Source organism: Streptomyces sp. NBC_01241, assembly GCF_041435435.1.
GTDB lineage: Bacteria > Actinomycetota > Actinomycetes > Streptomycetales > Streptomycetaceae > Streptomyces.
This window is the reverse complement of record NZ_CP108494.1, coordinates 2,170,187-2,192,681: the sequence shown is the minus strand read 5'-3', so window position 1 is coordinate 2,192,681 and position 22,495 is coordinate 2,170,187. Positions and strand designations below refer to the sequence as shown.

At 69.6% G+C, this 22,495-nt stretch carries 20 protein-coding genes; 16 read left to right on the top strand and 4 right to left on the bottom strand.

Annotated features, from left to right (window positions below; all coding sequences use genetic code 11):
- Positions 1–105 precede the first annotated feature (105 nt).
- The 9 genes from ftsW (at position 106) to OG306_RS09470 (ending at position 8,770) form a co-directional block, all read left to right on the top strand.
- A complete protein-coding gene (gene ftsW, locus OG306_RS09510; RefSeq protein WP_266745658.1) occupies positions 106–1,554 on the top strand; it encodes a putative lipid II flippase FtsW in 1,449 nt (482 codons plus the stop codon).
- Between the two features lie 6 nt (positions 1,555–1,560).
- A complete protein-coding gene (gene murG / locus OG306_RS09505) occupies positions 1,561–2,655 on the top strand; it encodes an undecaprenyldiphospho-muramoylpentapeptide beta-N-acetylglucosaminyltransferase (protein ID WP_266745657.1) in 1,095 nt (364 codons plus the stop codon).
- Between the two features lie 50 nt (positions 2,656–2,705).
- Positions 2,706–3,500, top strand: coding sequence for a cell division protein FtsQ/DivIB (locus tag OG306_RS09500; protein WP_266745656.1), 795 nt, complete (start codon positions 2,706–2,708; stop codon positions 3,498–3,500).
- Between the two features lie 277 nt (positions 3,501–3,777).
- Positions 3,778–4,992, top strand: coding sequence for a cell division protein FtsZ (gene ftsZ, locus OG306_RS09495; protein WP_266745655.1), 1,215 nt, complete (start codon positions 3,778–3,780; stop codon positions 4,990–4,992).
- Positions 4,989–5,750: a peptidoglycan editing factor PgeF gene (gene pgeF, locus OG306_RS09490; RefSeq protein WP_371665230.1), complete on the top strand. Its 762-nt coding sequence runs from the start codon at positions 4,989–4,991 to the stop codon at positions 5,748–5,750. Before ftsZ ends, pgeF begins: the two co-directional genes overlap by 4 nt.
- A gap of 6 nt (positions 5,751–5,756) precedes the next feature.
- On the top strand, positions 5,757–6,476 hold the full coding sequence (locus tag OG306_RS09485; RefSeq protein WP_266745653.1) for a YggS family pyridoxal phosphate-dependent enzyme: 720 nt from the start codon (positions 5,757–5,759) through the stop codon (positions 6,474–6,476).
- Between the two features lie 126 nt (positions 6,477–6,602).
- Complete coding sequence (locus tag OG306_RS09480; protein WP_114244064.1) at positions 6,603–7,220, top strand: cell division protein SepF; 618 nt, start codon at positions 6,603–6,605, stop codon at positions 7,218–7,220.
- A 70-nt stretch (positions 7,221–7,290) separates the two neighbouring features.
- Positions 7,291–7,575, top strand: coding sequence for a YggT family protein (locus OG306_RS09475; RefSeq protein WP_266745652.1), 285 nt, complete (start codon positions 7,291–7,293; stop codon positions 7,573–7,575).
- A 49-nt stretch (positions 7,576–7,624) separates the two neighbouring features.
- Positions 7,625–8,770 (top strand): DivIVA domain-containing protein, encoded by a 1,146-nt coding sequence (locus OG306_RS09470; RefSeq protein ID WP_266906948.1) that lies wholly within the window; start codon positions 7,625–7,627, stop codon positions 8,768–8,770.
- Positions 8,771–8,974: 204 nt separating this feature from the next.
- On the opposite strand, the gene ileS is transcribed toward OG306_RS09470, so the two are convergent.
- Complete coding sequence (ileS, locus tag OG306_RS09465) at positions 8,975–12,124, bottom strand: isoleucine--tRNA ligase (protein WP_327349932.1); 3,150 nt, start codon at positions 12,122–12,124, stop codon at positions 8,975–8,977.
- A gap of 540 nt (positions 12,125–12,664) precedes the next feature.
- On the opposite strand from ileS, the gene OG306_RS09460 reads away from it, so the two are divergent.
- The 6 genes from OG306_RS09460 (at position 12,665) to OG306_RS09435 (ending at position 17,974) form a co-directional block, all read left to right on the top strand.
- Positions 12,665–13,513, top strand: coding sequence for a TraR/DksA family transcriptional regulator (locus tag OG306_RS09460; RefSeq protein WP_327349933.1), 849 nt, complete (start codon positions 12,665–12,667; stop codon positions 13,511–13,513).
- Between the two features lie 58 nt (positions 13,514–13,571).
- On the top strand, positions 13,572–14,162 hold the full coding sequence (gene lspA, locus OG306_RS09455; protein ID WP_266745648.1) for a signal peptidase II: 591 nt from the start codon (positions 13,572–13,574) through the stop codon (positions 14,160–14,162).
- Between the two features lie 23 nt (positions 14,163–14,185).
- Positions 14,186–15,127, top strand: a complete 942-nt coding sequence (locus OG306_RS09450; protein ID WP_266745647.1) for an RluA family pseudouridine synthase — start codon at positions 14,186–14,188, stop codon at positions 15,125–15,127.
- A complete protein-coding gene (locus tag OG306_RS09445; protein WP_266745646.1) occupies positions 15,124–15,600 on the top strand; it encodes a GNAT family N-acetyltransferase in 477 nt (158 codons plus the stop codon). Before OG306_RS09450 ends, OG306_RS09445 begins: the two co-directional genes overlap by 4 nt.
- Before the next feature lie 103 nt (positions 15,601–15,703).
- Positions 15,704–16,009, top strand: coding sequence for a hypothetical protein (locus OG306_RS09440; protein ID WP_327349934.1), 306 nt, complete (start codon positions 15,704–15,706; stop codon positions 16,007–16,009).
- A gap of 378 nt (positions 16,010–16,387) precedes the next feature.
- Positions 16,388–17,974: a Na+/H+ antiporter gene (locus OG306_RS09435; RefSeq protein ID WP_266745644.1), complete on the top strand. Its 1,587-nt coding sequence runs from the start codon at positions 16,388–16,390 to the stop codon at positions 17,972–17,974.
- A gap of 79 nt (positions 17,975–18,053) precedes the next feature.
- Here the strand turns inward: OG306_RS09435 and OG306_RS09430 are convergent, their stop codons facing one another.
- Positions 18,054–19,178, bottom strand: coding sequence for a mechanosensitive ion channel family protein (locus tag OG306_RS09430; RefSeq protein WP_266752138.1), 1,125 nt, complete (start codon positions 19,176–19,178; stop codon positions 18,054–18,056).
- A 37-nt stretch (positions 19,179–19,215) separates the two neighbouring features.
- On the opposite strand from OG306_RS09430, the gene OG306_RS09425 reads away from it, so the two are divergent.
- Positions 19,216–19,794, top strand: a complete 579-nt coding sequence (locus OG306_RS09425; protein ID WP_327349935.1) for a dienelactone hydrolase family protein — start codon at positions 19,216–19,218, stop codon at positions 19,792–19,794.
- Between the two features lie 58 nt (positions 19,795–19,852).
- Here the strand turns inward: OG306_RS09425 and OG306_RS09420 are convergent, their stop codons facing one another.
- Both OG306_RS09420 and OG306_RS09415 read right to left on the bottom strand, forming a co-directional pair.
- On the bottom strand, positions 19,853–20,875 hold the full coding sequence (locus OG306_RS09420) for a zinc metalloprotease (RefSeq protein ID WP_327349936.1): 1,023 nt from the start codon (positions 20,873–20,875) through the stop codon (positions 19,853–19,855).
- A gap of 763 nt (positions 20,876–21,638) precedes the next feature.
- Entirely contained in the window at positions 21,639–22,454 is an 816-nt protein-coding gene (locus tag OG306_RS09415) for a DsbA family protein (RefSeq protein WP_266745641.1), read from the bottom strand.
- Positions 22,455–22,495: the final 41 nt, after the last annotated feature.

The following is a 22,495-nucleotide window of genomic DNA, read 5'->3' as shown; positions in this document are numbered from 1 at the left end:
GCCTCCGCAGCGTACCGTCCCGGACGACCGGGTGCGGGCGGCCGCGCCACGGGCCGCGGCCCTCGGCTGCGGCCCCGGGCACGAGCAGTGGAGGGGACAGCGACAATGCCGGCCGAAGAGAGCTCCGCCGCACCCCGTGAGGACCGCTCACGGGCCACCGTGGCGATCAGCCGGGCGTTCGCACGGCCCCTCCTCGCCGGCGCGGCCGTCCCGGCGCCGCTGGGCCCCGCCCTGCGTGTCCGGCCGGTCACCGGCTCCCGGCGCCCCTCCGTGCCCCGTTCCAAGGGGCGTTCCACCGGCACCCCCCGTGCCCCGCGCGGCGGCGGCGCGCGCCGGATGTACGAGCAGGCACGCCGGACCTGGGACCGCCCTCTGACCGCGTACTACCTGATCCTGGGCGCCGGCCTGCTGATCACCGTGCTCGGCCTGGTGATGGTCTACTCCGCCTCGATGATCAAGGCCCTGGAGCTGGATAAACCCGGCACCTACTTCTTCCGCAAACAGCTCCTCGCCGCCGTGATCGGCGGCGGACTGATGGCGATCGCCGCCCGTATGCCCACCAAACTGCACCGGGCGTTCGCCTACCCGCTGCTCGCGGGGACCGTCTTCCTGATGGTGCTGGTTCAGGTGCCGGGGATCGGAATGTCGATCAACGGCAACCAGAACTGGCTCTCCCTGGGCGGTCCCTTCCTTCTCCAGCCCAGTGAGTTCGGGAAACTGGCCCTGGTTCTGTGGAGCGCGGACCTGCTCGCCCGCAAACAGGACAAACAGCTGCTGACGCAGTGGAAACACATGCTCGTGCCGCTCGTCCCGGTCGCCTTCCTGCTCCTCGGGCTGATCATGCTCGGCGGCGACATGGGCACTGCGATCATTCTCACGGCGATCCTGTTCGGACTGCTCTGGCTGGCCGGGGCCCCCACCCGGCTCTTCGCCGGGGTGCTCGGTTTCGCCGGGGTGATCGCCTTCGTGCTGATCAAGACCAGCCCGAACCGGATGTCCAGGCTCGCCTGCGTCGGCGCCAGCGATCCCGGGCCCGGGGACTCCTGCTGGCAGGCCGTGCACGGAATCTACGCCCTGGCGTCCGGCGGATGGTTCGGTTCCGGGATCGGCGCGAGTGTGGAAAAATGGGGTCAACTACCCGAACCGCACACGGACTTCATCTTCGCCATCACCGGGGAGGAACTGGGGTTGGCGGGGACGCTGTCGGTACTCGCCCTCTTCGCGGCTCTAGGCTATGCGGGTATCCGCGTGGCCGGACGCACGGAGGACCCCTTCGTGAGGTACGCCGCGGGAGGTGTGACCACCTGGATCATGGTGCAGACCGTGATCAACATCGGTGCGGTGCTCGGCCTGCTGCCGATCGCCGGTGTCCCGCTCCCGCTGTTCTCCTACGGAGGATCGGCCCTGCTGCCGACCATGTTCGCTGTCGGGCTGCTGATCGCGTTCGCGCGAGAGGATCCCGCCGCGAAGGCGGCCCTGGCCATGCGGAGGCCCGGGGTGAGATGGAAGACGATGAGACGGCGCGTCAAGAAGCGTCCGTCCGGAGAGCGGTGAATTTCGGTGCATGTCGTACTCGCCGGTGGGGGGACCGCCGGCCACATCGAGCCCGCGCTTGCCCTCGCGGACGCCCTGCGCAGGCAGGACCCGAGCGTGGGAATCACTGCCCTCGGCACGGAGCGCGGACTCGAGACCAGGCTCGTACCCGAGCGGGGGTACGAACTCGCCCTGATCCCGGCCGTGCCGCTGCCACGCAAGCCCACCCCGGAACTGATCACCGTCCCGGGACGGCTGCGCGGCACCATCAAGGCCGCCGAGCAGATCCTGGAGCGCACCAAGGCGGACTGCGTCGTCGGCTTCGGCGGCTACGTCGCCCTGCCCGGCTACCTCGCCGCCAAGCGGGCCGGTGTGCCGATCGTCGTCCATGAGGCCAACGCCCGGCCGGGCCTGGCCAACAAGATCGGTTCCCGGTACGCCCACGGGGTCGCCGTCTCCACCCCCGACAGCAAGCTGCGCGGTGCCCGCTACATCGGCATCCCGCTGCGCCGGACCATCGCCACCCTGGACCGGGCCCGGGTCCGTCCCGAGGCGCGTGCGGCCTTCGGCCTCGACCCCAACCTGCCGACGCTGCTGGTCTCCGGCGGCTCGCAGGGCGCCCGCCATCTCAACGAGGTGGTCCAGCGGGTCGCCCCGCTGCTGCAGCGCTCCGGGATCCAGATCCTGCACGTGGTCGGCCCGAAGAACGAATTGCCGCGCATCGACAACATGCCCGGTATGCCGCCCTATATCCCGGTACCGTACGTGGACCGGATGGACCTCGCGTACGCTGCGGCCGACATGATGCTCTGCCGTGCGGGCGCGATGACCGTCGCCGAACTCTCCGCCGTCGGGCTCCCCGCCGCCTACGTACCGCTGCCCATCGGCAACGGCGAACAGCGGCTCAACGCCCAGCCGGTGGTCAACGCCGGCGGCGGTCTGCTGGTGGATGACGCGGCGCTCACCCCCGAGTGGGTGCAGGGCAACGTCCTGCCGGTGCTCGCGGATCCGCACCGGTTGTACGAGATGTCCCGCGCCGCCGCCGAGTTCGGCCGCAGGGACGCCGACGATCTGCTCGTCGGCATGGTGTACGAGGCGATTGCCGCACGCCGAGGCGCGTGAGGCGGACGGGTCCGGGGGCGATGCCCCCGGACCCGGCGTAAGGAGCGAGCGTGGCCGGACCGACGACCGCCCAGCGCGGTGCAGCGCAGCAGGAGGACTCCCCGGCCCGCCCGCCGCGCCCGCACCCCGAAGGCCGCAGGCGGCCCAGCCGCGGACAGCTGATCGTCATCGGCGCGCTGGTGCTCCTGCTCGGCTCCGGCGCCGTGTGGGCGCTCTACGGCTCCTCCTGGCTCCGGGCCGAACAGGTCAGGATCACCGGCCTCGACGTGCTGACACCGGCCGAGGTGAAGGCCGCCGCGGCCGTACCGATCGGTGCTCCCCTGATCTCCGTGGACACCGATGCCATCGCCGACCGGTTGCGCCGGAAGCTGCCACGGATCGACTCGGTGGATGTCGTACGGTCATGGCCGCATGGAATCGGACTCGAGGTGACCGAACGGCAGCCGGTCCTGTTGATGAAAAAGGGTACAAAGTTTACCGAAGTGGACGCGAAAGGAGTGCGTTTCGCGACGGTGGACAAATCACCCGGGCAGGTACCTCTGCTTGAATTGGCGCCCGGTCGGTCGGCAAGTCTGCGCCGCTTCGGCAGCGCCCGGCTGGTGCGGGAAGCGGTCCGGGTCGCGGGCGGGCTTCCGGTGGGCGTCGCCAAGGACACCCAGGTCGTACGGGTCACCTCGTACGACTCGATCTCCCTGGAACTCACCCGTGGTCGCACGGTGATCTGGGGCAGTGGCAAAGACGGGCCGGCGAAGGCGAAAGTCCTCACCGCTCTCATGAAAGCCGCTCCCAAAGCGGGACACTTCGACGTGAGTGCACCCACCGCCCCTGCCGTGTCCGGTAGTTGACGCACATTTGGCCTGGCCAGCACCCTGGTTGGTCAGCGCTACGGGTGATCACATAGGGTGAAAAGAAAAACGGGAGGTTCGGCGTGTTCGTTGAACGTGCGCCACTTGTCGACTTAGTGTCCTGTTCGGAAGAGTCCATGAAACAGACACACTGGTAACCCTAAACTTCAACGTTAGGGTTTGGGTCGGCGTTTCGGACCGTCCCAATCGGCATCCGTCGTCGCGGCGGGACCCCCGCACAGCGACGACACGTAACTCGAGGCGAGAGGCCTTCGACGTGGCAGCACCGCAGAACTACCTCGCAGTCATCAAGGTCATCGGTGTCGGCGGCGGTGGTGTCAATGCCATCAACCGAATGATCGAGGTCGGTCTCAAGGGCGTCGAGTTCATCGCGATCAACACGGATGCGCAAGCCCTGTTGATGAGCGACGCCGACGTCAAGCTCGACGTCGGCCGCGAACTCACCCGCGGCCTCGGCGCCGGGGCCAACCCGGCCGTCGGTCGCAAAGCGGCAGAGGACCACCGTGAGGAGATCGAGGAGGTCCTCAAGGGGGCCGACATGGTCTTCGTCACCGCCGGAGAGGGCGGCGGCACCGGCACCGGCGGCGCACCCGTCGTCGCCAACATCGCACGCTCGCTCGGCGCCCTCACGATCGGCGTGGTCACCCGCCCGTTCACCTTCGAGGGCCGGCGGCGCGCGAACCAGGCGGAGGACGGCATCGCCGAGCTCCGCGAAGAGGTCGACACCCTCATCGTCATTCCCAACGACCGACTGCTGTCCATCTCGGACCGCCAGGTCAGCGTGCTCGACGCGTTCAAGTCGGCCGACCAGGTGCTGCTCTCGGGCGTCCAGGGCATCACCGACCTCATCACGACCCCGGGCCTGATCAACCTCGACTTTGCCGACGTCAAGTCGGTCATGTCCGAGGCCGGATCGGCACTCATGGGCATCGGCTCGGCCCGCGGCGACGACCGCGCCGTGGCCGCCGCGGAGATGGCGATCTCCTCGCCGCTCCTGGAGGCGTCCATCGACGGCGCCCGCGGTGTCCTGCTCTCCATCTCCGGCGGCAGCGACCTCGGTCTCTTCGAGATCAACGAGGCCGCCCAGCTGGTGAGCGAGGCGGCTCACCCCGAGGCGAACATCATCTTCGGTGCGGTCATCGACGACGCACTGGGCGACGAGGTCCGCGTCACCGTGATCGCGGCGGGTTTCGACGGCGGACAGCCGCCGGCCCGGCGCGAGAACGTCCTGGGCGCGAACTCCACCAAGCGCGAGGAGCCGGCTCCGCCGGTCCGGACCGCCGAGCCCGTGCGCCAGAGCGGCGGACTGGGCTCCGTGATCCCGCGCGAGGAGCCCCCGGTCCAGGCCGAGCCCGTATCGGCGGTCGGCGAGAGCCACCTGCCGCCGGTCACTCCGCCGCACATCCCGCCGGCCCGTCCCTACCAGGACTCCCAGGCCGAGGAACTGGATGTTCCGGACTTCTTGAAGTGATAGGTCGGCATCACGCAGTTCCCGCAGTGTCCTCAGTAACCTCGGGGGGCCGCGGCGCGCACTTCGCCTTCACCGACAGGTGGGGCGGGGTGAGCGCCGCTCCGTACGAGGAGCTCAACCTCGGCGGCGCGGTCGGAGACGACCTCGCCGCCGTTCTGGCCAATCGGGAGCGGGCCGCCGGGGCCCTCGGTCTCGACCCGGCGCAGGTCGTCTGGATGAACCAGGTGCACGGGCGGGACGTCGCGGTCGTCGACGGCCCGTGGGGAGACGCTTCGGAGATCCCCGCGGTGGACGCGGTGGTGACCGCGCGGCGCGGACTCCCGCTCGCCGTGCTCACCGCCGACTGCACCCCCGTACTCCTCGCCGACCCGGTCGCCGGGGTCGCGGCGGCCGCGCACGCGGGCCGTCCCGGCCTCGTCGCCGGAATCGTTCCGGCCACGGTCGAGGCCATGACCGGACTGGGCGCCGAACCCTCCCGGATCGTCGCCCGTACCGGACCGGCGGTCTGCGGACGGTGCTACGAAGTCCCGTCCCGGATGCGTGCCGAGGTCGCCGAGAGCGTCCCGGCCTCCTGGTCCGAGACCAGTTGGGGCACCCCGGCCGTGGACGTCACCGCGGGGGTCCACGCGCAACTCGAAGCCCTCGGGGTCGAGGACCGGCTCGCATCGCCGGTCTGCACTCTCGAATCGGGCGACCACTTCTCGTACCGCCGCGACCGCATCACCGGGCGGCTCGCCGGATATGTCTGGTTGGACTGATAGGGCATGACGGACCGTAAGACTCAACTCGCCGAAAATCTGGCACAGGTGGAAGAACGCATTGCTTCCGCCTGTATCGCCGCCGGCCGCAATCGGGAAGAAGTGACCCTCATCGTGGTCACCAAGACCTATCCCGCGAGCGATGTGCGGATTCTGCATGAACTCGGTGTGCGTCATGTCGCAGAGAATCGTGACCAGGACGCGGCGCCCAAAGCAGCCGAATGTGCGGATCTGTCGCTCACCTGGCACTTTGTCGGTCAGTTGCAGACCAATAAGGTTCGCTCTGTGGCGAGTTACGCAAACGTCGTACAGTCGGTGGATCGGACCAAATTGGTCACGGCTCTCTCGGCGGCGGCCGTGCGCGAAGGGCGCGAACTCGGCTGTCTCGTCCAGGTCGCGCTCGACGCGGAGAGCGGTGAGCGGGGTGACCGGGGCGGCGTCGCGCCGGACGGGATCGAGGAGTTGGCCGCGGCGGTCGAAGCCGCGCCCGGACTGCGGCTCGGCGGTCTGATGACCGTCGCGCCGCTCGCCGGACCGTATGCGGGACGGCAACGCGCCGCCTTCGACCGGCTGATGGAATTCTCATCCCGCCTGCGCGGGAACCATCCGGCTGCGAACATGGTCTCCGCGGGGATGAGCACGGACCTCGAGGATGCCGTTGCGGCCGGAGCGACACATGTGCGCGTCGGTACGGCGGTACTCGGAGTCCGACCGAGGCTCGGGTAACGTCGCCAAGCAGGTCGGACCACAGCAGAAAATATGGTCATTCCCGCCTATGGCGGGCAGGCCTCAGTGGATCGCGGGGCACTTGGTGACAGATGCCGATCCACCACAGAGCGGAGGACTCAGAGCATGGCCGGCGCGATGCGCAAGATGGCGGTCTACCTCGGCCTCGTGGAGGACGATGGGTACGACGGTCCGGGGTTCGACCCCGACGACGAATTCGAACCCGAGCCGGAGCCCGAGCGCGACCGGCGGCGGCACCAGCCCGCGCATCAGGTGGAGCGGGACCGGGAACGGGACGAACCGGTACGAGTGGTGCAGCCTCCCGCGCAGCGGGAACCGGTTCAGATCCCGGCGGAAAGGGAGCGACCCGCCCGAATCGCCCCCGTGGCATCCATCACACCTGAACGCCCGAACATGGAGAAGAACGCGCCGGTGATCATGCCCAAGGTTGTGTCCGAGCGGGAGCCCTACCGCATCACCACGCTGCACCCCAGGACCTACAACGAGGCCCGTACCATCGGGGAACACTTCCGTGAGGGCACTCCGGTGATCATGAATCTCACGGAGATGGACGATACGGACGCGAAGCGACTTGTCGACTTTGCCGCGGGACTCGTCTTCGGTCTCCATGGCAGCATTGAGCGCGTGACGCAGAAGGTGTTCCTGTTGTCGCCTGCTAACGTCGATGTCACGGCGGAGGACAAGGCCCGCATCGCTGAGGGCGGATTCTTCAACCAGAGCTGAGAACGCGACACCGGGAACAACCCGGCCGTAAGGCCGGAGCTACGAGAGTCAGGGGAGAGGGAAGCGCGAAATGGGCGTCGTACTGCAAGTTGTCTATATCGCGTTGATGTGTTTCCTCATCGTGCTGATCTTCCGGCTGGTCATGGACTACGTCTTCCAGTTCGCACGTTCATGGCAGCCCGGCAAGCCGATGGTGGTCATACTTGAGGCCACCTACACTGTCACGGATCCACCGCTCAAGCTTCTGCGGCGGTTCATCCCGCCGCTGCGTCTCGGGGGCGTGGCACTCGACCTGTCCTTCTTCGTTCTGATGATCATCGTCTACATCCTGATCAGCATTGTGACCAGGCTGTGAGCGATACGGTCTTGCCGACTGCCGACGACTACGTAGAGGTGAAGAAGAGATGCCGCTGACCCCCGAGGACGTGCGGAACAAGCAGTTCACGACCGTCCGCCTCCGAGAAGGCTATGACGAGGACGAGGTCGATGCCTTCCTCGACGAGGTCGAGTCCGAGCTGACCCGCCTGCTCCGTGAGAACGAGGACCTGCGCGCCAAGCTGGCCGCCGCCACGCGTGCAGCCGCGCAGAACCAGCAGCAGGGGATGCGCAAGCCGGAGCCGCAGGACCGGCCCGGGGCGCCTGTGCCCGCCGCCATATCGGGTCCGCCGGTCCAGCAGCAGCCCCCGCAGATGGGTCCGCCCCAGCTGCCTGGTGGTGCTCCGCAGCTGCCCGCCGGTCCCAGCGGTCATGGTCCCGGTCCCCAGGGTCAGCACGGCCCCGGTCCGCAGGGCCCGCACGGCCCCGGTCCGATGCAGGGCGGTCCCATGGGTGGCCCGATGGGCGGCCCGATGGGCGGTCACGCCCCGCAGCAGCAGATGCAGCAGATGCAGCAGCCGCCGCAGATGCAGCAGCCCGGTCAGGGCCCCGGCGGCGACAGCGCCGCCCGTGTCCTCTCGCTCGCGCAGCAGACCGCCGACCAGGCGATCGCGGAGGCCCGTTCCGAGGCCAACAAGATCGTCGGCGAGGCGCGCAGCCGTGCCGAGGGCCTGGAGCGCGACGCACGTGCCAAGGCGGACGCGCTGGAGCGGGACGCGCAGGAGAAGCACCGCGTGGCGATGGGCTCGCTGGAGTCGGCCCGCGCGACGCTGGAGCGCAAGGTCGAGGACCTGCGCGGCTTCGAGCGCGAGTACCGGACCAGGCTGAAGTCCTACCTGGAGAGCCAGCTGCGTCAGCTGGAGACCCAGGCCGACGACTCGCTGGCCCCGCCGCGGACCCCGGCGACCGCTTCCCTGCCGCCGTCGCCCTCGCTGGCTCCGGCCGGTGCGGGTGCCATGGGTCACACCATGGGCGGCGGCAACCACGGAGGTCACGGCAGCCAGCCGATGGGCGGCAACCCGTCGATGGGCGGTGGCCCCTCGTACGGTGGCCAGCAGCAGATGTCGCCGGCGATGACCCAGCCGATGGCGCCGGTGCGGCCGCAGGCGCCGCAGCCGATGCAGCAGGCTCCTTCGCCGATGCGCGGGTTCCTGATCGACGAGGACGACAACTGAGACGCGTGCGCGCGGTGAGCGCGTAGCCGTCGGCAGGCTGAGGGCCGGGCCCCGGGGTTTCCCCGGGGCCCGGCCCTTTTGCCGTGGGTGGGTGTGGGCGTGGCGCGCGCCTGCGGCGGGACCGTTTCCATCGCCGGAGGGGCTCGGATGTGCCGGAGGCCCGCCCGGAACGTGGGTTCCGGGCGGGCCTCCGATGGGCTTGGGCTACTGCTCCGTCTTGCGCAGGCGGAACGTCAGGGCCAGGCCCTCGTCCTCGAACGGGGCGCCGTACGCCGCGTCCGCCTCGCCCTGTGCGTAGTCCAGGGCCAGGACCTCGTCCGCGATCAGGGTCGCGTGCTCGGTCAGGGCCTCCACCGTGGCGGGGGAGGCCGACGTCCAGCGGACGGCGATGCGGTCCGCGACGTCCAGGCCGCTGTTCTTGCGGGCCTCCTGGATGAGGCGGATCGCGTCACGGGCGAGGCCCGCACGGCGCAGCTCCGGGGTGATCTCCAGGTCCAGGGCGACCGTCGCGCCCGAGTCGGACGCCACCGACCAGCCCTCGCGCGGCGTCTCGGTGATGATCACCTCGTCGGGGGAGAGGGTGACCGTCTCGCCATCCACCTCGACCGACGCCGTGCCCTCGCGCAGGGCCAGCGACAGGGCCGCCGCGTCGGCGTCCGCGACCGCCTTGGCCACCGCCTGGACACCCTTGCCGAACCGCTTGCCGAGCGCCCGGAAGTTCGCCTTCGCGGTCGTGTCGACCAGCGAGCCGCCGACTTCGGAGAGCGAGGCCAGCGAGGAGACGTTCAGCTCCTCCGTGATCTGGGCGTGCAGCTCGGGGGAGAGGGACTCGAAGCCCGCCGCCGCGACCAGGGCGCGGGACAGCGGCTGACGGGTCTTGACGCCGGACTCGGCACGGGTGGCCCGGCCCAGCTCGACCAGGCGGCGCACCAGCGCCATCCGGGTGGAGAGCGCCGGGTCGATCGCCGCGAGGTCGGCCTTGGGCCAGCCGGAGAGGTGGACCGACTCGGGGGCGTCCGGAGCGACCGGAACGACCAGGTCCTGCCAGACCCGCTCGGTGATGAACGGGGTGAGCGGGGCCATCAGCCGGGTCACCGTCTCGACGACCTCGTGCAGCGTGCGCAGCGCCGCTTTGTCGCCCTGCCAGAAGCGGCGGCGCGAGCGGCGTACGTACCAGTTGGACAGGTCGTCGACGAACGACGACAGCAGCTTGCCGGCGCGCTGGGTGTCGTACCCCTCCAGAGCCTGCGTGACCTGGTCCACCAGGGCGTTCAGCTCGCTCAGCAGCCAGCGGTCCAGGACCGTGCGGTCCGCCGGGGCCGGATCGGCCGCGGACGGCGCCCAGCCGGACGTACGGGCGTACAGGGCCTGGAAGGCGACCGTGTTCCAGTACGTCAGGAGGGTCTTGCGGACGACCTCCTGGATCGTGGTGTGGCCGACGCGGCGCGCCGCCCACGGGGAGCCGCCCGCCGCCATGAACCAGCGCACCGCGTCCGCGCCGTGCTGATCCATGAGGGGGATCGGCTGCAGGATGTTCCCGAGGTGCTTGGACATCTTGCGGCCGTCCTCGGCGAGGATGTGGCCCAGGCAGACCACGTTCTCGTACGACGACTTGTCGAAGACCAGCGTGCCGACCGCCATCAGCGTGTAGAACCAGCCGCGGGTCTGGTCGATGGCCTCCGAGATGAACTGCGCCGGGTAGCGGCTCTCGAAGATCTCCTTGTTCTTGTACGGGTAGCCCCACTGCGCGAACGGCATCGAGCCCGAGTCGTACCAGGCGTCGATGACCTCGGGGACGCGGTACGCCTCCAGCTGGCAGTTCTCGTGCGAGCACGTGAACGTGATCTCGTCGATGAACGGGCGGTGCGGGTCGAGACCGGAGAGGTCGGTGCCGGTGAGCCCGCTCAGCTCGGCGCGCGAGCCGACGCAGGTGAGGTGGCTGTCCTCGCAGCGCCAGATCGGCAGCGGGGTGCCCCAGTAGCGGTTGCGGGACAGCGCCCAGTCGACGTTGTTGTTCAGCCAGTCACCGAAGCGGCCGTGCTTGACCGAGTCCGGGAACCAGTTCGTCTTCTCGTTCTCTTCGAGGAGCCGGCCCTTGATGGCGGTCGTACGGATGTACCAGGACGGCTGCGCGTAGTAGAGGAGCGCGGTGTGGCAGCGCCAGCAGTGCGGGTAGCTGTGCTCGTACGGGACGTGCCGGAAGAGCTTGCCGCGGGCGGCCAGGTCCTCGGTGAGCGCCTCGTCGGCCTTCTTGAAGAAGACGCCGCCGACCAGCGGCAGGTCCTCCTCGAAGGTGCCGTCGGGGCGGACCGGGTTCACGACCGGCAGGCCGTACGCCTTGCAGACGACGAGGTCGTCGGCGCCGAAGGCGGGGGACTGGTGGACCAGACCCGTACCGTCCTCGGTCGTCACGTACTCGGCGTTGACGACGTAGTGCGCCTCGGCCGGGAAGTCCACGAGGGTGAACGGGCGCTCGTACGTCCAGCGCTCCATCTCGCGGCCGGTGAAGGTCTGGCCGGTGGGCTCCCAGCCCTCGCCCAGCGCCTTCTCGACGAGCGGCTGCGCAACGACGAGCTTCTCCTCGCCGTTCGTCGCGACGACATAGGTGACGTCAGGGTGCGCGGCGACGGCGGTGTTGGAGACCAGGGTCCAGGGTGTGGTCGTCCAGACGAGGAGCGAGGCGTCACCGGCCAGCGGGCCCGAGGTGAGGGGGAAGCGGACGAAGACCGACGGGTCGACGACCGTCTCGTACCCCTGCGCCAGCTCGTGGTCGGAGAGGCCGGTGCCGCAGCGGGGGCACCAGGGGGCGACGCGGTGGTCCTGGACCAGCAGGCCCTTGTTGAAGATCTCCTTCAGCGACCACCACACCGACTCGACGTACTCGGGGTCCATCGTGCGGTACGCGTCGTCGAGGTCGACCCAGTAGCCCATCCGGGTCGTGAGCTCGGTGAACGCGTCGGTGTGCCGGGTCACGGACTCGCGGCACTTGGCGTTGAACTCGGCGATGCCGTACGCCTCGATGTCCTTCTTGCCGTTGAAGCCCAGCTCCTTCTCGACCGCGAGCTCGACCGGCAGTCCGTGGCAGTCCCAGCCGGCCTTGCGGCCGACGTGGTAGCCCTGCATGGTGCGGAAGCGGGGGAAGACGTCCTTGAAGACGCGGGCTTCGATGTGGTGGGCGCCGGGCATGCCGTTGGCGGTGGGCGGGCCCTCGTAGAAGACCCACTCGGGGCGGCCCTCGGACTGTTCGAGGCTCTTGGCGAAGACCTTGCTCTCGCGCCAGAAATCGAGCACGGCGTGCTCCAGCGCGGGCAGGTCGACCTGGGCGGGTACCTGGCGGTACTGCGGCGATGTCATGGGCGGACTTCCTCCGGCGGACGTTTTCCACTTCCGTCGGAGGGACGAGAGCCTCATCGACTCCCGCGGTACCACCCTCCTTGGCCCCGGGCGTGCGCCCGTGACCCCCTCATTGGGGTCGCGATGCCGGTTCTACTTGCCCTGCGGCGTTCTTCCGACGGCTCCGGGTGATCTTCACGACGCGCTCGCCCCCGGGCTCCCACCGTCCCCGGGTCGCTCCTGGCTGCGTACGACGCTACTCGTCCCATCCACGCCTCTCGCTCAGGCCAGTGTACGGGCCCGTACGGGCGACGGCCGACCGGTTTAACCCGTGGGGCGGGTCGTGACCCGATTGGGCAGACGCGTACGTACGGACTCCGGGCGGGCGGCCGGGAGGCGGATTACCCGGCGCGGAGCTGGGCACAACGGATTCAGGCGCGTCGGCATCGGGCACGGGGAGGGGCGATCCGGCGGCGTGCCCCGTTGCCGCGGCGCTGGAGTCGATTTATCGTCCCAGCACGATTCGCGTGCAAGATCACAATATGTGAAGGGGCCGCGGCCATGGTGGTGAAGAAGACTGCCGAGAAGAAGTCGGCGTCGGCGGAATCCACGGGTGCGGCGGCCGGAAAGAAGACGGCCGTGACGGAAACGGCCGTGAAGAAGGCGGCGAAGAAGGCTGCTGTGAAGAGGGCTGTTGTGAAGAAAGTGGCTGAGAAGAAGGTGCCGGCAAGGAAGGCCCCGGCCGGCAAGGACGCGGAGAAGAAGACCGCAGCCAGGAAGAAGGCGGTGCCCGCCGCACACGTGGGCGCCGGGCACACGGCGCCGGCCAAGAAGACAGCTGCGAAGAAGACCGCGGCCAAGAAGGCCGCCGCGGCGGCCATGGTGGCGGCCGAGGCCGCCGAGCAGACGGGAGCCCACACGGTGGTAGCCAAGAAGAGCGCGGCCCGGACCCGCACGGCCGGCAAGGGCGCGGCGCCCGTGCCCCCGGCCCGTGGAGTCGTCACGACAGCCCCCGGCGAGCTGGCGGTCCGGCCGGGCGAGGATCCCTGGACGCCGCAGGAGGTCGAGGAAGCCCGGGCCCTGCTGAGCAGCGAGATCACGCGGCTGCGCAGTGAGCTGGAGGCAGCGGGTGCCGCGCTCGCCGGGCTGATGCGTGACTCCGGCGACGGGGCGGGTGACGACGAGGCGGACACCGGCACCAAGAACATCACCCGCGAGCACGAGATGTCGCTCGCCGCCAACGCCCAGGAGATGCTCGACCAGACCGAGCGGGCGCTGGCCCGCCTCGACGCCGGGACGTACGGACTGTGCGAGGTCTGCGGCAATCCGATCGGCAAGGCACGGATGCAGGCGTTCCCCCGGGCGACGCTCTGTGTCGAGGACAAACAGAAGCAGGAGCGCCGCGGTTGATCCGGGGCCGTGTGTCGTACCCTCGTCCTCAGTCAGGAACCTAGGTTGAGGGATTCACGTGGCAGAGGCGGAGCGCATCATCGGTACGCCGGACATCCCCGATGCTGAGGGGACCGAAGGGGACGAGGTCGAGGGCCGGGGCGAGGAGACGGCCCCGAGCAGGGGCAAGCGGAAGATCATGGTGCTCTTCGGCGTGGCCGTCTTCGCCTATCTGCTCGACCTGATCAGCAAGATGATCGTGGTCGCGAAGCTGGAGCACCATCCGCCGGTCGAGATCATCGGCGACTGGCTGAGGCTCGACGCGATCCGTAACGCGGGCGCCGCGTTCGGAATCGGCGAGGCCTACACGATCATCTTCACCTTCATCGCGGCGACGGTCATCGTGGTGATCGCACGTCTCGCCCGCAAGCTCTACAGCCTGCCGTGGGCCATCGCGCTCGGCCTGCTGCTGGGCGGTGCGCTCGGCAACCTCACCGACCGCATCTTCCGCGCTCCCGGCACCTTCCAGGGCGCGGTGGTGGACTTCATCGCGCCCGCGCACTTCGCAGTCTTCAACCTCGCCGACTCCGCGATCGTCTGCGGCGGCATCCTGATCGTGATCCTTTCCTTCAAGGGCCTGGACCCCGACGGCACCGTGCACAAGGACTAGCGGGCGCAAGGCATACTCGACAGGTGAGTACGTATCCCGAGGTCCGCACCCTGCCCGTACCCGACGGTCTGGAAGGCGAGCGTGTCGACGCCGCCATTTCCCGGATGTTCGGTTTCTCCCGCACCAAGGCCGCCGACCTGGCCGCTGCCGGGAAGGTACAGGTGGACGGTGCGGTGGTCGGAAAGTCCGAGCGGGTACGGGGTGGTGCCTGGCTGGAAGTCGAGATGCCGCAGGCGGCCGCTCCGGTGCAGATCGTCGCCGAGCCCGTCGAGGGCATGGAGATCGTGCACGACGACGACGACATCGTCGTGATCATGAAGCCGGTCGGGGTCGCCGCCCACCCGAGCCCCGGCTGGACCGGCACGACCGTCATCGGCGGTCTCGCCGCGGCCGGGTACCGGATCTCGACGTCCGGCGCCGCCGAGCGCCAGGGCATCGTCCACCGCCTCGACGTCGGCACCTCCGGCCTGATGGTCGTCGCCAAGTCCGAGCGGGCCTACACCCTGCTGAAGGCGCAGTTCCGCGACCGGGTCGTCGAGAAGAAGTACCACGCGCTGGTGCAGGGCCACCCGGACCCGATGAGCGGCACCATCGACGCCCCCATCGGGCGCCACCCCCAACACGACTACAAGTGGGCCGTCACGGCCGAGGGCAAGCCCTCCGTGACGCACTACGACCTCATCGAGGCCTACCGCTCCGCCAGCCTCCTGGACATCAAGCTGGAGACGGGCCGCACGCACCAGATCCGGGTGCACATGTCCGCGCACCGGCACCCCTGCGTCGGTGACCTCACCTACGGCGCCGACCCGACGATCGCCAAGCGGCTCGGCCTGACGCGGCAGTGGCTGCACGCCGTCCGGCTCGGCTTCGAGCACCCGTCCGACGGCAGCTGGGTGGAGTTCGCCAGCGTGTACCCGGACGATCTCCGGCACGCCCTGGACACGATCGCGGCGGAGAGCGAATGACCGGCACGCCCGGTTCGTACACCACCCGTACCGTCGTCGACGAGCAGGACCGCGCCGCCTGTTTCCAGGTCCGCAAGGACGTCTTCGTCGGTGAGCAGAACGTGCCCGAGGAGATCGAGTACGACGCCCACGACGCGGACGCGGTGCATGTGATCGCCGTCGCGGCGGACGGTTCGCCGCTCGGCACCGGACGGCTGCTGCACGGCCCCGCCGCAGCCGACAGGACCGGCGGCGATCCCACCGTCGGCTCGCTCGGCCGGCTGGCGGTGATCAAGCGGGCGCGCGGTCTGGGCGTCGGCGTGGCGCTGGTCCGGGCCATCGAGGACGCGGCCCGGGACCTCGGCCTGGCGGCCGTCGACCTGCACGCCCAGACCCATGCGCTCGGCTTCTACGAGCGGCTCGGGTATGCGGCGTACGGCCCCGAGTTCCCGGACGCGGGGATCGCCCACCGGGCGATGCGGCGCGCCCTGTAGCCGACGGCCCGTACCCGTGGAGCCGGGCGGACCGGTTCCAGTCCGACAGACCCTGGCGCGTCCACGTCCCGTTCGACGGCACGTCGCGCGGGCCCGTCCCCGGATGGCGCGTGCCGTGCGGGGTGACCACCGCCGTGCCACCGCGCGGCAGAGCGACCGTGATCCGGGCGGGATCGGTAACCCGCCGGGGCAGCGGGCGCCCGTGCGCGTCCTGTACGTCGATCCCGCCCGTGATGGAGTGGTCCGGGGTCAGCGGGACGCCCGCCTCGCTGTGCACCCGTACCCAGCGCGTGGCACCGCCGGAGCGATCCGCGTCCACGAGGAAGGCGCCCTGGACGCGCAGCGACGCGATCGACGCGTCCGCCAGCCGGTCCGGGGCGGTGGCGAGGGTGCGGTCCACGGCTCGTAGCGCGTCGGTCGTCGCCCTGGAATCCTGGCCGGGGAAGCGGAACACGAGGCGTGCGGCGAGCAGTCGGCCGGCGCCTTCGCGCCGCTCGCGCCAGGCGGTGGTCCAGCCGCCGCCCGCGAGCAGCGGCTGCTCGCCGAACCCGCCGCCGACGCGCGGGTCCGGGTTGGGCGTGTAGTCCTCCCTGAATGACGCACGCCGCATACTGCCTGCCGCGGGGAGGGTGCGGAAGGGGGCTGACCGCATAAACATCGGAGGAATGGTCGCTCAGGGAGGCGATGCAGAGGGGGTGTTGTCTGGATTGCGGGCCTTACGTGGCAGGCTTGAAGTCCAGGTCGGCCGACCAAAGAGGTCGGCTCACCGTGTTCCGGAAGGCACCTCGTGGACCAAATGGCGCTGCTCCTCCTGCTGTTGCTCGGAGCCGTGGTCACGGTGCCACTGGGGGAGCGTCTCGGACTGCCCGCGCCGGTGCTGATGACGCTGGCCGGAGTCGGCATGGCGTTCCTCAGCTTCGTGCCGAATGTGAACATCCCGCCCGAGATCATTCTTCCCGCGCTGCTGCCGCCACTGCTCTACGCCTCGGTACAGCGCACCTCCTGGCGGCAGTTCGCCGCCAATAAACGACCGATCTTTCTGCTGGCCGTCGCGCTGGTCTTCATCACGACGGCCGCCGTCGCCGCGGTGGCCAACGCGATCGTTCCCGGGCTCCCGATCGCCGCCGCCGTGGCGCTCGGCGCGCTCGTCGCCCCGCCCGACCCGGTCGCCGCGACGGCCGTCGCGGGCTCGGTCGGGCTGCCGCGCAGGCTCGTCTCCATCCTGGAGGGCGAGGGGCTGTTCAACGACGTGACCGCGATCGTGCTGTACCACGTGGCGATCGCCGCCGCGGTGAGCGGCACGTTCTCGCTGCCGGAGGCGTTCGGGCTGCTGATCCTCTCCGCGGTCGTCGCCGTGGTGGTGGGTCTCGTGCTCGGCTGGCTCACCATCAAGCTCATGGGCCTGCTCGGCGATGCAACGCTCCAGGTCGGCCTCACCCTGCTGGTGCCGTTCGTGAGTTACGTGCTCGCGGAGGAGCTGATGGGGTCGGGCGTCCTCGCCGTCCTCACCACCGCGCTCTTCCTCGCCGAGCACACCGCCGACGCCGACGACGTCCTCGGCCGGCTCACCGGCCGTTCCTTCTGGGAGATCGTCGACACCCTCGTCACCGGGGTCGCGTTCGGGCTGATCGGTCTCGAACTGCACAACGTCTTCGGCACGGCCGGCGGTCGCGAGCTCCAGATGCTCGGCTGGGGGCTGGCCGTCGTGGCAGTCGTCGTCGGCGTACGGCTGCTGTATCTGCTGCCCGCGACCTGGCTCGCCAAGCGGCTGCACACCCGGCGCGACGTCAGCGAGGAGATCCCGACCAGCTGGCGGGAGACCGTCGTCATGTGGTGGGCCGGGATGCGCGGAGTGGCCTCGGTCGCGCTGGCACTCGCGATTCCGCTGAAGACGGACGACGGGAAGCCGTTCCCGGGCCGTGACGAGATCGTCTTCATCGCCTTCGCGGTGATCATGGTCACGCTGGTCTTCCAAGGGCTCACTCTGCCGTGGCTGGTCCGCAAGCTCCGTGTCCGGGCGGACACGGACGCCGAGGAGGCGCTGGAGAAGGACCTCGCGATCCGCGCCGCGAAGGCCGCGAAGCAGCGGCTCAAGGAGATCCAGGAGGTCGAGGAGTTCCCGGAGGAGGTCGCGGAGCGGCTGCATCGGCTCGCGTACGACGTGGGGGCGCGGATCAGCCCCGACATGGTCGACGACGAGCGCCGCGAGGCGTACGCGAAACGCGCCGAGCGCTTCAAGGCGATCAGCCGTGTCCAGCGGGAAATGATGTCGGCCGCCCGCCACGAGGTGCTCTCCGCCCGCAACGAGGCGGGTACGGACCCGGAGGTCGTCGACCGGGTGCTGCGGCAGCTGGACGTACGCAGCCTGCGGTGAGGCGGTGCCCCATCGGGCGGTGCCCCATCGGGCGGTGCCCCATCGGGCGGTGCCCCACCGGGCGGCGCCCCGCGTCCGGTCAGCCGCGTCCCGTGCGGGGCGACTTGTCCCAGCCCGTCGGCTTCTCGTCCGTGGGGTGGGGCGAGTTGGGCCACTCACCGCCCGGCGGAAGCACCGCGGGAGCCGTAGCGATCCGCGGCAGCGCGTACGGGTGGTGATCGCGCAGCCAGCCGATGAGCTGCTCCCGCACGGCACAGCGCACCGTCCAGATGTCGTCCGCGTCCTTGGCCGTGACCACCGCGCGGACCTGGATCGTCGACGGTGTGGTGTCCGTGACCGCCAGGGACCAGTTACGGCCGTCCCAGGCGGCGCACTCGCCCAGGATGTCCCGCAACTGCTCGCGCATCGCGGCGACCGGGGCCGAGTGGTCGAGGTGGAAGAAGACCGAGCCGGTCATCTGCGCGCCGCCACGCGACCAGTTCTCGAACGGTTTGCTGGTGAAGTACGAGACGGGCATCGTGATCCGCCGCTCGTCCCAGGTCCGTACCGCGAGGAAGGTCAGGGTGATCTCCTCGATCGTGCCCCACTCGCCGTCCACCACCACCGTGTCGCCGATCCGTACCATGTCGCCGAACGCGATCTGCAGCCCCGCGAAGAGATTGCCGAGCGTCGACTGGGCCGCGATGCCCGCGACGATGCCCAGCACACCGGCCGAGGCCAGCATCGAGGCGCCGAACGTCCGCATCGCGGGGAACGTCAGCAGCATCGCGCCGACGGCGACCGTCGCCACGATCGCGGTGACCACCCGCTGGATCAGCATCACCTGCGTACGGACCCGCCGCACCCGCGCCGGATCGCGGGTGCTCGCCGCGTACCGGGCGTAGACGGAGTCGACGACGGCCGTCGCGATCCGCACCACCAGCCAGGCCGACGCTCCGACCAGCACCAGCGTCAGGAACTGGCCGATCCCCGTCCGGTGGTCCCTGACCATAGTGAGCCGGCTCTGGGTGTACGTGCCCCGCAGCAGCGCCGTGCACAGCGTCAGCTGGAGCGGTATCCGGCAGCGCCGCAGCAGACCCCACAACGGCGTCTCGTGGTGCCGGCCGTCGGTCCGTCTGAGCAGCAGGTCGACCAGCCAGCCGGCCAGCAGCGTGATCACGACCGAGCCGACGACGACGATCAGCGGACGCAGCACGCTCTCCAATCCGTCGTTCTCCATGCTTCCGACCGTAACTGGCACCATGGGCCTCATGAACATCATGCTTTTCCACTCGACGTACGGTCTGCGCCCGACGGTGCACGCGGCCGCCGCCCGGCTGCGTGCCGCCGGGCACGAGGTGCAGGTGCCCGATCTCTTTGAGGGGCACACTTTCGAATCCGTCGAGGAGGGCCTGGCCTTCAAGGAGGAGGTGGGCAAGGACGAACTGCTCAGGCGAGCCGTGCTGGCCGCCGCGCCCTACTCGGACCGGGGTCTGGTGTACGCCGGATTCTCCTTCGGCGCCTCCACCGCGCAGACCCTGGCGCTCGGCGACGAGAAGGCGCGCGGTCTGCTGATGTTCCACGGCACCTCGGACATCGCCGAGAACGCCTCGGTGGACGAGCTGCCCGTACAACTGCATGTCGCGGACCCGGACCCGTTCGAGACGCACGACTGGCTGAACTCCTGGTATCTGCAGATGCAGCGGACCGGCGCCGATGTCGAGATCTACCGCTACCCCGGCGCCGGCCATCTGTTCACCGATCCCGAACTGCCGGACCACGACGCGGCATCGGCCGCGCTGGCGTGGAAGGTCGCGCTGGGTTTCCTCGCCACTCTGTGACCGCGAACGCGCGAAGGGCCCCGCACCGAGCGGGGCCCTTCGGATGGTACGGGGTGGATCAGCCGCGGTAGGCGGTCCAGCTGTCGCTCATCCGCTGCACCTGGCCCGGAGTGAACTGGGTCATGCAGGAGTCGTACGTGTAGTCCATGAAGTTGTGGATCGGGTCGACCCCCGCCTTGCTGGTGCAGGTGTCGCGCCCGGTCGGGCAGGCGTACGCGGGGCTCGCCTCGGCCGGAGTGTCGGCCACGTAGTCGCCGTTGCCGTTGCAGCCGCCCTGGAAGGTGTGGTAGAGCCCCATCCAGTGGCCGACCTCGTGGGTGGCGGTGTCGCCCTCGTTGTAGTTGGTGGCGGAGCCGCCGGGTAGCGAGGCGTCGAGCATGACGACGCCGTCGTCCGACGGGTTGGACTTGTAGGAGCTGGGGAAGGTGGCCCAGCCCAGCAGGCCGCCGCCGAGGTTGGCGGTGTAGAGGTTGAGCGCGTTCGCGCCGCCCTTGCGCAGGGCCGACTTCATGGCCTTCTCGGCGGAGGAGCCCGGCGAGACGCCGTTGTACCAGGAGCTGTTGTCCGTGTAGTCCGTGCCGGCCAGCGAGAACCGGAAGCCGGAGTTGGTGTTGCCGCTGCCCTGGCCGCTGTAGGCGGCGTTCAGGACGCTGATCTGGCTGTTGATGGCGGACGCGCTGAGCTTGCCGGTCGTTCCGGAGTGCACCACGTGGAAGTACACCGGGATGGTGGCGCCCGCGGCGAGCGTGGAGCCGCTGAGCCGGCGGTCCGCGAGTCTCTCCTTCAGCTGGGTGTCCATGGCCTTGGCCTGGGCCGCGGTGAGTTCGTTGGGGTCCGCGGCGTGCTTGGTGCCCGAGGGGCGGGCCTCGCGCGCGGTGGCGGAGGTGCTTGCCTCGCTCGCGCACTTCTCGGCGGATGCGGCGGAGACGGCTGAGGCGGTGGATGCCGAGGAGATGGACGACTTCGCGGCGGCGGAGCCGGCGGACGCGGAGAGCGGTGCCAGGGCCAGGGTTCCGGCCAGCACGGCGGTGCCGATCGCACGGTTACGTATACGCGGTGATATACGGGCAAGAGTGCGCACAGGGACTCCTCGCGGACGTGTGGGGGGAGGGATTTCCTCACCTGCCGCCGGGAGATTACGTGCGCATGTCAGATGTTGAGGAGAATCGATCAGGCCCAATGGGCCGTGGGGCAAAACGGGTAGATGGGAAGAAATAATTCTGTACGTTCCAGAGTTTGAGACGCCCACGTAACGTGCCGCGTTACCCCGGCGGGTGGTGTGTCCCCATTGGAGTCGGGGGACACGCCACCCGGTGTAGCGATGTAATGTGCCGTCAACACGGGCCGGAGTGGCCGAAAATGATCCCTCAGCGCACCGGGCGGTCCGCCCGCTCGGCCTTCATCGCCGCGCTCGCGACCAGCGAGACGGTCTGCGGTGCGGCGTGCTCGAGATTGTCGGAGGTCACCGACGGCGAGAAGACCCCCGTACCGTCGCCCGCCGAGAAGGTGACCCGGGTCCACAGGAGTATGCCGTCGGGAGGGGGGACCGCCCATGCCCTTGAGGCTATGGGGGAGGGCCGCCGGAGGCGATGCCGTGCAGGAAGGCGGGCACGTCCGCGGCGCGCGCGGTGGCGGCGGCACGCGGGCCGCGACGGCGGTGGCAGCGGCCTTGACGACCGTGCGGCGGCTGGGGGCGGACAGCGGCGAGGAAAGGTGTCGACCGGTCATGGGGGCAGAACCCTACTGACCCGTAAGCCCAACGGGCAGGCGAACCAAGGAAGTTCGCCTGCCCGTCGGAGACCCGCTGCCGGAAGTTCACCGCCCGGCCGGGACCGGGAAGGCGGTCAGCCCTTCAGTGCGGCGTCGATCGCGGTGTTGAAGTCGTCCACCGTCATCGGAGCGTTCTCGCTCTTTCCGTCGGTGAGCGCCTTGCCGTCCATCTTCAGCGTCGGAGTGCCCCTCACGCCGCTCTTCTCGAACGCCGCGGACATCTTCATCGCCCAGCTGTCGTACGTACCGTCCTCGACGTCCTTCTGGAACGCCTTGTTGCCCTTCAGCGAGTCCACCGAGTCGGCGATCTTGATCAGATACGCGTCGTCCTTGAACTTGTCGTCGGTCTCCTCCGGGTGGTACTTCGTGGAGTAGAGCGCGTACTTGTAGTCGAGGAAGGCTTCCGGGCTGACATTGAGCGCCGCGCCGAGGGCACTCAGCGCGTTCTTCGAGCCCTCGCCGTTGCTCATGTCGTCGATGAACGTGGCACCGATGTACTTGATCTTGTACTTTCCGGCGTCGACGTCCTTGTGCACCGTCTCGCCGATGGCCTGCTCGAACGTGCCGCAGATCGGGCAGCGCGAGTCCTCGTACAGCTCCAGGGTCTTCTTCGCGGTCGACTTGCCGATGACGACGGTCGTGCCGTTCTCACCGGAGGTGTTCTTGGGCGCCGTGACGTTCTTCGCGTCCTTGGCCGCCTCCCAGCGGGACGGCTTGTTCAGCTGCATGACGCCCCAGGTACCGGCGCCCACGACCGCCAGCACACCGACGACCGAGACGCCGACGATGATCTGCCTGCGGGTCTTGTCCCTCTTGGCCTGGCGCTCGCGCTCGGTGCGCAGACGCTCGCGGGCCGCCGCCTTGTTGACCTGGCTGTTGCGCTTGCTCATGTTCGTCTCTCCAAGATGTGGGTGGTACGTCGTCGGGGATG